Here is a 9,710-nt window from a genome sequence, read left to right on the forward strand (position 1 = left end):
CCGTTATTTCCTTAACGTGGTGTTCAACCTTTGTTCGAGCGAGGTGAGGATATTTTGCAGGGTAGTGTTCACCTCATCGTCGTTAAGAGTGCGCGATGGATGCTGCCAGGTCAAGCCGACGGCCAGGCTTTTTCTATCAGGATCAATGCCTTTACCCTGGTAGACGTCAAACAGCCTGAGGTCTGTCAGCCATTCGCCTGCATTGTCACGAATTACTTCAAGGACCGAGTCAGAAGCTACATCACGTCCTGCGATCAACGCCAGGTCACGACGGGTTTCCGGGAACTTGGAGAGTTCGCTGAACTTCGGCAGGCGACCTTCGACCACATCACCCAATACCAGCTCGAAGACGAACACCGGGCGATCCAGGTCCAGGGCCTTGGCCAGCTCTGGGTGCAGGGCGCCGAGGTAGCCGACTTCCTTGCCATCGCGCTCGATGCGGGCGGTCTGGCCTGGGTGCAGGGCGTGGTGCTTGCCGGCGACGAAGGTGAAGTCGCTCAGGGCACCGGAGTAACCCAGCAGGGCTTCCACGTCAGCCTTGACGTCGAAGAAGTCGATGCTGTCGCGACCGTTGGCCCAGCCTTCCGGCAAGCGGCTGCCGGTGATGACGCCAGCGATCATCGGTTGCTGCTTGAGGTCACCGAGCTGGCCGACGAAGCGCAGGCCACTCTCAAACAGGCGCACGCGGTCTTGCTGGCGGTTGAGGTTGTGCTGCAGCGCCTTGACCAGGCCCGGCCACAGGGACGCACGCATGGCGGCCATGTCGCTGGAGATCGGGTTGGCCAGCAGCAGTGGCTCTACGCCTGGGGTGAACAGTTCGAACAGCTTAGGATCGATGAAGCTGTAGGTGATGGCTTCCTGATAACCGCGGGCGACCAGCAGGCGACGCAGGTTCGGCAGCTCGCCGCGGGTTTCCGGGCGGGCTTGCGGTGCCAGGCGGGCTTGCGGGTAGCGGACCGGCAGGTTGTTGTAACCGTACAGGCGGGCCAGCTCTTCGATCAGGTCGACTTCCAGGCTGATGTCGAAGCGGTGGCTCGGGACGTTGACGGTCCACTGCCCTGCCCCGTTCGCCGTGGTGGTCAGCTCCAGGGCGTTGAGCATCTGCTCGACCTGGGCAGCGTCCAGCTCCATGCCGAGCATCTGGGTGATGCGTTCGGCACGCAGGGTCACCGGGGCGACTTGCGGCAGGTGCTGCTCGCTGACAGCTTCGACGATCGGGCCGGCTTCACCGCCGACGATTTCCAGTACCAGGGCGGTAGCGCGCTCCATGGCTTCGCGGGCGAGCTGCGAATCGACGCCGCGCTCGTAACGGTGCGAGGCATCGGTGTGCAGGCCGTAGGAACGGGCCTTGCCGGCGACGGAAATCGGCTCGAAGAAGGCGCTTTCCAGGAACAGGTCGCGTGTCTTCTCGGTGTTGACGCCGCTGTGCTCGCCACCCATCACGCCGGCAATGGCCAGGGCGCGGGTGTGGTCGGCGATGACCAGCGTGTCGGCACGCAGGGCAACTTCCTGGCCGTCGAGCAGCACCAGCTTCTCGCCCTCTTCGGCCATGCGCACGCGGATGCCACCGTTGATTTCGGCGAGGTCGAAGGCGTGCATCGGCTGGCCGAGTTCGAGCATCACGTAGTTGGTGATGTCGACGGCGGCGTCGATGCTGCGCACGTCGCTGCGGCGCAGGCGCTCGACCATCCACAGCGGAGTCGGCTTGGACAGGTCGACGTTGCGGATTACGCGGCCCAGGTAGCGCGGGCAAGCGGCCGGCGCGCAGACTTCGACCGGGCGTACTTCATCGTGGGCGGCCGCTACGGCCGGCACTACCGGGCGGGTGACCGGGACGTTGTACAGGGCGCTGACATCGCGGGCCAGACCGGCCAGCGACAGGCAGTCACCGCGGTTCGGGGTGAGTCCGATCTCGATGCTGGCGTCGTCCAGGTTCAGGTACTGGCGAATGTCTTCGCCAACCGGGGCATCGGCCGCCAGTTCCAGCAGGCCGTCGTTCTCTTCGCTGATCTCCAGCTCGGCCGCCGAGCACAGCATGCCGAACGACTCGACACCGCGCAGCTTGGCCTTCTTGATCTTGAAGTCGCCGGACAGTTCGGCGCCAATCATGGCGAACGGGATCTTGATGCCGGGGCGTGCGTTCGGCGCGCCGCAGACGACCTGGAAGGTTTCCTGGCCGTTGCTGACCTGGCACACGCGCAGTTTGTCGGCATCCGGGTGTTGTTCGGTGGCGAGGATCTCGCCCACGACGATACCGCTGAACTGGCCGGCAGCGGGGGTCACGCTGTCGACTTCGAGGCCGGCCATGGACAGGCGGGCGACCAGTTCATCACGGGAGACTTGCGGGTTTACCCAACCGCGCAGCCACTGTTCACTGAATTTCATGCTGTTCTCCTAGAAATTGCGTCGATTGGGCCTAGCGGAATTGGGCCAGGAACCGCAGGTCGTTGTCGAAGAACAGACGCAAATCGTTGACGCCATAACGCAGCATGGCCAGGCGCTCGGCACCCATGCCGAAGGCGAAGCCCTGGAACTCTTCCGGGTCGATGCCGGACATGCGCAGCACGTTCGGGTGCACCATGCCGCAACCCATCACTTCCAACCAGCCAGTCTGCTTGCACACGCGGCAGCCTTTGCCGGAACACATCACGCACTGGATGTCGACTTCGGCGGACGGCTCGGTGAACGGGAAGAACGACGGGCGGAAGCGCACAGCCAGTTCTTTCTCGAAGAACACCCGCAGGAATTCTTCGATGGTGCCCTTGAGGTCGGCGAAGTTGATGTCGCGATCGATCAGCAGGCCTTCGACCTGGTGGAACATCGGCGAGTGGGTGATATCCGAGTCGCAGCGGTATACACGACCCGGGCAAACAATACGGATCGGCGGCTGGGTGGACTCCATGGTCCGCACTTGCACCGGCGAGGTGTGGGTGCGCAGCAGCATGTTGGCATTGAAATAGAAGGTGTCGTGCATCGCCCGGGCCGGGTGGTGGCCAGGGATGTTGAGCGCTTCGAAGTTGTGGTAGTCGTCTTCCACCTCAGGGCCTTCGGCGATGCCGTAACCGATGTGGGTGAAGAACTGCTCGATGCGCTCGAGTGTACGGGTAATCGGGTGCAGGCCACCGGTGGTCTGGCCACGGCCTGGCAAAGTCACATCAATGCATTCGGCGGCCAGGCGAGCGCTGAGCTCGGCCTCTTCGAAGGCTGCCTTGCGTGCGTTGAGCACTTCGGTGACGCGCTCTTTGGCGTCGTTGATCAGCGCGCCGACTTTCGGCCGCTCTTCGGCTGGCAGGTTGCCCAGGGTCTTCATCACCTGGGTCAGTTCGCCCTTCTTGCCGAGATACTGAACCCGGATCTGTTCCAGGGCATTGATGTCTTCAGCGCGCTCCACAGCCTCAAGGGCTTGGGAGACCAGCGCATCCAGGTTTTCCATGTACAGACTCCAGATACGAAAATAGGGGAAGAGCTTTGAAGGCTCTTCCCCTATCGATGACGTTTTACACCCGACAGCGCAGCGCGCTGCCGGATGATTGTCGTGGGTACTTAAGCCAGAACGGCTTTAGCTTTCTCGACAATTGCAGCAAACGCCGCTTTTTCGTTCACTGCCAGGTCAGCCAGAACCTTACGGTCGATTTCGATCGACGCCTTTTTCAGGCCAGCAATCAGACGGCTGTAAGACAGACCGTTGGTGCGGGCACCGGCGTTGATACGAGCGATCCACAGTGCGCGGAACTGACGCTTCTTCTGGCGACGGTCGCGGTAGGCGTATTGGCCTGCCTTGATGACTGCCTGCTTGGCTACGCGGAATACGCGCGAGCGTGCACCGTAGTAACCTTTAGCCAGTTTCAGAATTTTTTTGTGACGCTTACGAGCGATAACGCCGCGCTTTACACGAGCCATGAGTAACTTCCTCTATCTTTGACCAGAATTAACGAACGCGCAGCATGCGCGCGACTTTCGCGACGTCGGACGGGTGCAGCAGGCTGCTACCACGCAGTTGACGCTTACGCTTGGTCGACATTTTGGTCAGGATGTGGCTCTTGAAAGCGTGCTTGTGCTTGAAGCCCGAAGCTGTCTTCAGGAAGCGCTTCGCAGCACCGCTCTTGGTTTTCATTTTTGGCATGTTGGAACTCCGCATTCGATAAAATTACACATAATCATCAGGCCTGCCGTGCCCGGGAGATTACTTCTTTTTCTTGGGGGCGATGACCATCATAAGCTGGCGTCCTTCCATCTTAGGATGCTGCTCAACGGTGCCGTATTCGGCGAGGTCGGCTTCGACCCGCTTCAACAGCTCCATGCCCAGTTCCTGGTGGGCCATCTCACGACCACGGAATCTCAGAGAGATCTTGGCCTTGTCCCCATCGGTAAGGAAACGTACCAGGTTGCGTAGTTTTACCTGGTAATCCCCATCCTCCGTCCCTGGACGAAACTTGATTTCTTTGATCTGGATCTGCTTCTGGTTTTTCTTGGCTTCGTTAGCCTGCTTCTTCTTTTCGAAGAGGTGCTTGCCGTAGTCCATGACCTTGCAGACGGGCGGTACCGCGTCTGCAGAGATTTCTACCAGATCCAGCTTCGCTTCATCAGCGATACGCAGCGCTTCATCAATCGAGACGATGCCAACCTGCTCGCCGTCTGCGCCAATTAACCGAACCTCGCGGGCCGAGATATTCTCGTTGATCGGGGCCTTCGGTACAGCACGCTTATCGTTTCTCATTTCACGCTTAATAGTCATTACTCCGATTCTTGGCGACCACGCCGGGAAACCGCTTGTGTCAGCAGCTCAGCGAATTGGGCGACGGGCATGGAGCCCAGGTCTGCGCCTTCGCGAGTACGCACAGCGACGGTTTGCGTTTCGACTTCGCGATCCCCTATAACCAAAAGGTACGGGACCTTGAGCAAAGTATGCTCGCGGATTTTAAAGCCGATCTTCTCATTTCTCAAGTCCGACTTGGCACGGAAACCGCTACCGTTCAGAGATTTCTCAACCTCAAGGGCGAAATCGGCCTGTTTGTCGGTGATATTCATGATCACCGCCTGGGTCGGTGCCAGCCACGCCGGGAACACGCCGGCATAGTGTTCGATGAGCATGCCGATGAAGCGTTCGAACGAGCCAAGGATAGCGCGGTGCAGCATCACCGGGCGCTTGCGCGCGTTGTCTTCGGCGATGTAGCTGGCGTCCAGGCGCTCCGGCAGGTTCGGGTCGTACTGCAGGGTGCCGCACTGCCAGTTACGGCCGAGGCAGTCGCGCAGGGTGAACTCGATCTTCGGACCGTAGAACGCACCCTCGCCCGGCTGGTATTCCCACTCCAGGCCCGATTCGTTCAGGGCGTCGGCCAGTGCGCCTTCGGCACGGTCCCACAGCTCTTCGGAGCCCACACGCTTGGCCGGACGGGTCGACAGCTTCATGGCGACATCGGTGAAACCGAAGTCGTTGTACACGTCCAGGGTCAGCTTGATGAAGTCGGCGGCTTCTTTCTTCACCTGATCTTCGGTGCAGAAGATGTGCGCGTCGTCCTGCACGAAGCCACGCACGCGCATGATGCCGTGCAGGGCGCCGGACGGCTCGTTGCGGTGGCAAGCACCGAACTCGGCCAGACGCAGCGGCAGGTCGCGGTATGACTTCAGGCCCTGGTTGAACACCTGCACGTGGCATGGGCAGTTCATCGGTTTTACCGCGAAGTCACGGCTTTCCGACGAAGTGGTGAACATGTTCTCGGCGTAGTTGGACCAGTGGCCGGAGCGCTCCCAGAGGATACGGTCGACAACCTGCGGGGTCTTGATTTCCTGGTAGCCGTTTTCGCGCTGGATTTTACGCATGTACTGCTCGAGTACCTGGTAAACGGTCCAGCCGTTGGCGTGCCAGAACACCATGCCCGGCGCTTCTTCCTGCAAGTGGAACAGGTCGAGCTGCTTGCCGATCTTGCGGTGGTCGCGTTTCTCGGCTTCTTCGATGCGCTGGATGTAGGCGGCCAGTTGCTTCTTGTCAGCCCAGGCGGTGCCGTACACGCGCTGCAGCTGCTCGTTCTTGGCATCGCCGCGCCAGTAGGCGCCGGACAGCTTGGTCAGCTTGAATGCCTTGAGGAAGCGAGTGTTCGGCACGTGCGGGCCACGGCACATGTCGACGTATTCTTCGTGATAGTACAGGCCCATGGCCTGCTCGTCGGGCATGTCCTCGACCAGGCGCAGCTTGTAGTCTTCGCCTCGGGTCTTGAACACGTCGATGACTTCGGCGCGCGGGGTCATCTTCTTGACGACGTCGTAGTCCTTCTCGATCAGCTGCTGCATGCGCTTTTCGATGGCTGCCAGGTCGTCAGGCGTGAAAGGACGCTCGTAGGCGATGTCGTAGTAGAAGCCTTCGTCGATGACCGGGCCGATGACCATCTTGGCGGTCGGGTACAGCTGCTTCACCGCATGGCCGATCAGGTGGGCGCACGAGTGACGGATGATCTCCAGTCCCTCTTCATCTTTAGGGGTGATGATCTGCAGCTTGGCGTCATGGGTGATCAGGTCGCAGGCATCGACCAGCTTGCCATCGACCTTGCCGGCCAGCGTGGCCTTGGCCAGGCCGGCGCCGATCGACGCGGCAACATCGGCTACGGATACGGCGTGATCGAACGCGCGTTGACTGCCATCGGGAAGAGTAATAACGGGCATGGCGCCTCCTCTCCTAGTGGTGACCCCTACCAAAGGTCACGTGGGTTGGGATGAGCCAGTACAAGATCCGACCTGCCTTCCGCGGGGGAAGCCTGCCTCACAGTGGCAGAAGCCTTTCGGCTTGCCAGGGGGACCTGAGTGACTGGAAAGTAAAAAGATAGCTGCACGCTGCAAGTCTGCAGCTGCAAGCCGAGCATGCTAGCACGCGGGTTGCACGGCAGGCAGAAATTATTTGGATATTGCGCCGCCACGGTGAACTAACGCGGAAAAATTCCTATCAGACCTTGGGAAGCAACCTACTCTTGATGAGACCTTAACCCAAGGAGTGTCTGGTTATGCGAGTACAGTCTCTTCTGGCCCTGGCGGCCGCTGGCGCCCTGCTGCTGCCTGTGGCCGCTACTGCTGGCAACTTCCCTGCCGGCAAGGAGGGCGCCTACATGGCTCAGTGCCAGCAGGTAGCCGGCGCCCAAGGCGTCGACGCTGCGACCGCGAAAAAACACTGCGACTGCGGTGCCCAAGCCATCAAAAAGAATTTCACCGACAAGGAGATCGAAGACCTGGACAGCAAGGACGGCGTTGACGCCAAGCTGATGCAGAAGGCACAGACTGTCGTGCAAGCCACCTGTAAGCCAAAATGACCGGCGCAGGGTGAACCGGGCACGCATCATTTGGCCTGGATCAACATCCTGCGAAGGTAAAAGGCGCTACATCCGCAGAATTAGACTATGATGTTGTCCGTGCTCCGTAGCCTCGGCCACATTGCACCACCGAAAAAATCAAAATGTCTGGAGATTCACCCCATGTCCAATCGCCAAAACGGCACCGTCAAATGGTTCAATGATGAGAAAGGCTACGGCTTCATCACCCCAGCAGGCGGCGGCGACGACCTGTTCGTTCACTTCAAGGCCATCGAATCCGACGGCTTCAAGAGCCTGAAAGAAGGCCAGGCTGTTACCTTCGTCGCCGAGCGCGGCCAGAAGGGCATGCAGGCTGCACAGGTTCGTCCGGAGTAATTCGGAAGCTGTAAAAAAAACCCGCCCTTGTGGCGGGTTTTTTTATGGCTTGGGGTTTGTCAGTACCGGCCCTATCGCCGCGGTTCGTCGCCACGACAAGCCGGCTCCCACAATGATGATCGCAGCGCTGCAACTTCTGTGGGAGCCGGCTTGCCGGCGATGAGGCCGGTACTGATCAACCGCAGTTGACGCGGGTTACCACACCCCGCTCGTCCACGTTCAGGTTCAAACGCTCGGAGCGGTACTCCAGGGTCACCACATCATGCGGCTTGAGGATACGTGCCATCTGCGAGCCGCTGGCCTTGCGCGCCTGCTCGAGCAGGTCAGCGCTGCCCTGCTTGCCGATGGCGAACTCGGCACCGCTGGCCTCGCAACGGCCATCGTTGCCAGCGGCGGGCGCGCTGCCACCGCCAGTGTTGCCACCAGTGCTGCAACCCGCCAGCACGGCAGTGATCAGCAAGGTTGCCAGGGAAGCACGGGTACGGAACATGAATCCTCCTAAAATCGATCCGGGAACTGCCTGTTCGGACAGTTCCACCAGTCATTTGTTGCAAAACGGAAAAGTTTGCCTGAACTCGGCACCGTAGGCGAAAGGCAATCGTGACCGGATTTTGCAGCGTTCATCGCAAGTCGCTTGGTTTACGCCGCGAAGCTTTTTATGCTGAGAGCCGCAAGGCTATTGACGCAATGTCATGATTTACTTTAAGAAGTGAAGGCACAATGCCTTCTTCGAACACCAGGGTCAGGTGTTCGCCCCTCCGCCCTGGGCCCCCAGTGAGAGCCTTTCATGAGCAGCCATAGCATCGACGCCGATATCAAGGTCAAATGGGCCGAGGGCCAGAGCGCCTACAGCCCCAGCACGCCCGAAGAGTTGCTGTTGATCGCCATCGACCTGCTGGTGCGTGACCGCGGCGGCGAGGCGGCGCGCAGCTTCATCGAGCAGGTGTTCGAGCGCTACGCTCCGCACACGGCTATTGCAATCGAGCCAGGCGCGCGCTGAGCAGGTCGAAGAAGCCCTGGGCGTCACCCTCTGCCACCCACATCACATTGGCCGGCTGCTTGAGCACGCCGTACCAGTCTGCGACGGTCTGACCGAAGGTCGGGCCTTCGCGACTGTCGATGCTCACATGGATGCGCCGGCCGCTGAACAGCTCGGGCTTGAGCAGGTAGGCGATGACACTTGCATCATGCACGGGGCCGCCGGGCAGGCCGTACTGGTCCATGTCGTGCTTGATGTAGGCGTTGAGGATATCCACCACTAACTGGCTGGCGTGGTTGTTCACTGCCGCCAGCTGCTTGAGACGTGCGTCGCTGGTAAGCAGCTTGTGGGTCACGTCCAGGGGCAGGTAGGTCATTGGCACGCCACTGGCCAGTACCACCTGCGCAGCATGCGGGTCGGCGAACAGGTTGAATTCCGCTACCGGGGTAATGTTGCCGCCGTTGAAGTGAGCACCCCCCATTACCACGACTTCCTTGATGCCCTTGGCAATCTCCGGACGCTGGGTGAGCGCCAGGGCCAGGTTGGTCTGCGGGCCGAGCATGACGAGGGTGATGCTCTGCGGCTTGGCCGCCGCCAACGTATCGACCAGGTATTGCACGGCGCTGCCCTGGGCCAGTGGCTGCTTCGGTTCATGCACCCGAACGCCGGTCAGGCCTTCTTCACCGTGCACCTCGGCGGCATAGATGGGTGTGCGTACCAGTGGCCGCCCTGCCCCGGCGTATACCGGGATGTCTTCGCGTCCTGCCCACTCTCGGGCCAGGCGGGCATTGCGCGAGGTCTTGTCCAGGCGCACGTTGCCCGCCACGGTGGTAATGGCGCGGATGTTCAGTTCCTCCGGCGAGGCCATGGCGAGGAACAGCGCGACCACATCGTCGGCGCCGGGGTCGGTGTCGATGATCAGCTCGCGCGGGGCGGCCTGGAGGGTGGTGGTGGCGGCTGCGGCCATGAGGGTGAGTCCTTGTAGCAAGGGTTTGAGCATGAGGCACTCCTGTTGCCTGGGTGGTGGATGGGTTGGGGCCGCTTTGCGGCCCATCGCCGGC

The 9,710-nt window shown here is 60.8% G+C and carries 11 protein-coding genes; 3 read left to right on the forward strand and 8 right to left on the reverse strand.

The window, feature by feature from the left end; genetic code table 11:
• Positions 1-3: 3 nt before the first annotated feature.
• From pheT to thrS, 6 genes are all read right to left on the reverse strand, one after another.
• Positions 4-2,385, reverse strand: coding sequence for a phenylalanine--tRNA ligase subunit beta (pheT, locus tag PMI38_RS24800; protein WP_008100400.1), 2,382 nt, complete (start codon positions 2,383-2,385; stop codon positions 4-6).
• Positions 2,386-2,416: 31 nt separating this feature from the next.
• Positions 2,417-3,433 carry a phenylalanine--tRNA ligase subunit alpha gene (pheS, locus tag PMI38_RS24805; protein WP_008100402.1) on the reverse strand — a complete coding sequence of 339 codons (1,017 nt, stop codon included), beginning with the start codon at positions 3,431-3,433 and terminating at the stop codon, positions 2,417-2,419.
• A 110-nt stretch (positions 3,434-3,543) separates the two neighbouring features.
• Complete coding sequence (rplT, locus tag PMI38_RS24810; protein WP_003250671.1) at positions 3,544-3,900, reverse strand: 50S ribosomal protein L20; 357 nt, start codon at positions 3,898-3,900, stop codon at positions 3,544-3,546.
• Between the two features lie 28 nt (positions 3,901-3,928).
• Entirely contained in the window at positions 3,929-4,123 is a 195-nt protein-coding gene (gene rpmI, locus PMI38_RS24815; protein ID WP_008100408.1) for a 50S ribosomal protein L35, read from the reverse strand.
• A gap of 60 nt (positions 4,124-4,183) precedes the next feature.
• On the reverse strand, positions 4,184-4,735 hold the full coding sequence (gene infC, locus PMI38_RS24820; RefSeq protein WP_012052879.1) for a translation initiation factor IF-3: 552 nt from the start codon (positions 4,733-4,735) through the stop codon (positions 4,184-4,186).
• Positions 4,735-6,657 carry a threonine--tRNA ligase gene (gene thrS, locus PMI38_RS24825; protein WP_008100410.1) on the reverse strand — a complete coding sequence of 641 codons (1,923 nt, stop codon included), beginning with the start codon at positions 6,655-6,657 and terminating at the stop codon, positions 4,735-4,737. Before thrS ends, infC begins: the two co-directional genes overlap by 1 nt.
• Before the next feature lie 335 nt (positions 6,658-6,992).
• Here thrS and PMI38_RS24830 point away from each other — a divergent pair, with 335 nt between their 5' ends.
• Together PMI38_RS24830 and PMI38_RS24835 are read left to right on the forward strand one after the other, a co-directional pair.
• The gene (locus tag PMI38_RS24830; RefSeq protein ID WP_008100412.1) at positions 6,993-7,295 is read left to right on the forward strand and encodes a hypothetical protein; all 303 of its coding nucleotides are present in this window, start codon (positions 6,993-6,995) and stop codon (positions 7,293-7,295) included.
• A gap of 162 nt (positions 7,296-7,457) precedes the next feature.
• Positions 7,458-7,670 carry a cold-shock protein gene (locus PMI38_RS24835; RefSeq protein ID WP_008100414.1) on the forward strand — a complete coding sequence of 71 codons (213 nt, stop codon included), beginning with the start codon at positions 7,458-7,460 and terminating at the stop codon, positions 7,668-7,670.
• Between the two features lie 175 nt (positions 7,671-7,845).
• On the opposite strand, the gene PMI38_RS24840 is transcribed toward PMI38_RS24835, so the two are convergent.
• Complete coding sequence (locus PMI38_RS24840; protein WP_008100416.1) at positions 7,846-8,160, reverse strand: I78 family peptidase inhibitor; 315 nt, start codon at positions 8,158-8,160, stop codon at positions 7,846-7,848.
• A 297-nt stretch (positions 8,161-8,457) separates the two neighbouring features.
• On the opposite strand from PMI38_RS24840, the gene PMI38_RS24845 reads away from it, so the two are divergent.
• Positions 8,458-8,670, forward strand: a complete 213-nt coding sequence (locus PMI38_RS24845; RefSeq protein ID WP_008100418.1) for a hypothetical protein — start codon at positions 8,458-8,460, stop codon at positions 8,668-8,670.
• Here the strand turns inward: PMI38_RS24845 and PMI38_RS24850 are convergent.
• On the reverse strand, positions 8,642-9,649 hold the full coding sequence (locus PMI38_RS24850) for a nucleoside hydrolase (protein WP_008100420.1): 1,008 nt from the start codon (positions 9,647-9,649) through the stop codon (positions 8,642-8,644). The two genes, PMI38_RS24845 and PMI38_RS24850, sit on opposite strands and share 29 nt — an antisense overlap.
• Between the last annotated feature and the right edge of the window lie 61 nt (positions 9,650-9,710).

This window comes from Pseudomonas sp. GM84 (assembly GCF_000282535.1).
Classification (GTDB): Bacteria; Pseudomonadota; Gammaproteobacteria; order Pseudomonadales; family Pseudomonadaceae; genus Aquipseudomonas.

Excerpts from the sequence above, each read along its gene's own strand:
- pheT (WP_008100400.1), bottom strand. The coding sequence starts at position 2,385 with ATGAAATTCAGTGAACAGTGGCTGCGCGGTTGGGTAAACCCGCAAGTC.
- PMI38_RS24850 (WP_008100420.1), bottom strand. The coding sequence starts at position 9,649 with ATGCTCAAACCCTTGCTACAAGGACTCACCCTCATGGCCGCAGCCGCC.
- PMI38_RS24835 (WP_008100414.1), top strand. The coding sequence starts at position 7,458 with ATGTCCAATCGCCAAAACGGCACCGTCAAATGGTTCAATGATGAGAAA.
- rplT (WP_003250671.1), bottom strand. The coding sequence starts at position 3,900 with ATGGCTCGTGTAAAGCGCGGCGTTATCGCTCGTAAGCGTCACAAAAAA.
- rpmI (WP_008100408.1), bottom strand. The coding sequence starts at position 4,123 with ATGCCAAAAATGAAAACCAAGAGCGGTGCTGCGAAGCGCTTCCTGAAG.
- PMI38_RS24830 (WP_008100412.1), top strand. The coding sequence starts at position 6,993 with ATGCGAGTACAGTCTCTTCTGGCCCTGGCGGCCGCTGGCGCCCTGCTG.
- pheS (WP_008100402.1), bottom strand. The coding sequence starts at position 3,433 with ATGGAAAACCTGGATGCGCTGGTCTCCCAAGCCCTTGAGGCTGTGGAG.
- infC (WP_012052879.1), bottom strand. The coding sequence starts at position 4,735 with ATGACTATTAAGCGTGAAATGAGAAACGATAAGCGTGCTGTACCGAAG.
- PMI38_RS24840 (WP_008100416.1), bottom strand. The coding sequence starts at position 8,160 with ATGTTCCGTACCCGTGCTTCCCTGGCAACCTTGCTGATCACTGCCGTG.
- PMI38_RS24845 (WP_008100418.1), top strand. The coding sequence starts at position 8,458 with ATGAGCAGCCATAGCATCGACGCCGATATCAAGGTCAAATGGGCCGAG.
- thrS (WP_008100410.1), bottom strand. The coding sequence starts at position 6,657 with ATGCCCGTTATTACTCTTCCCGATGGCAGTCAACGCGCGTTCGATCAC.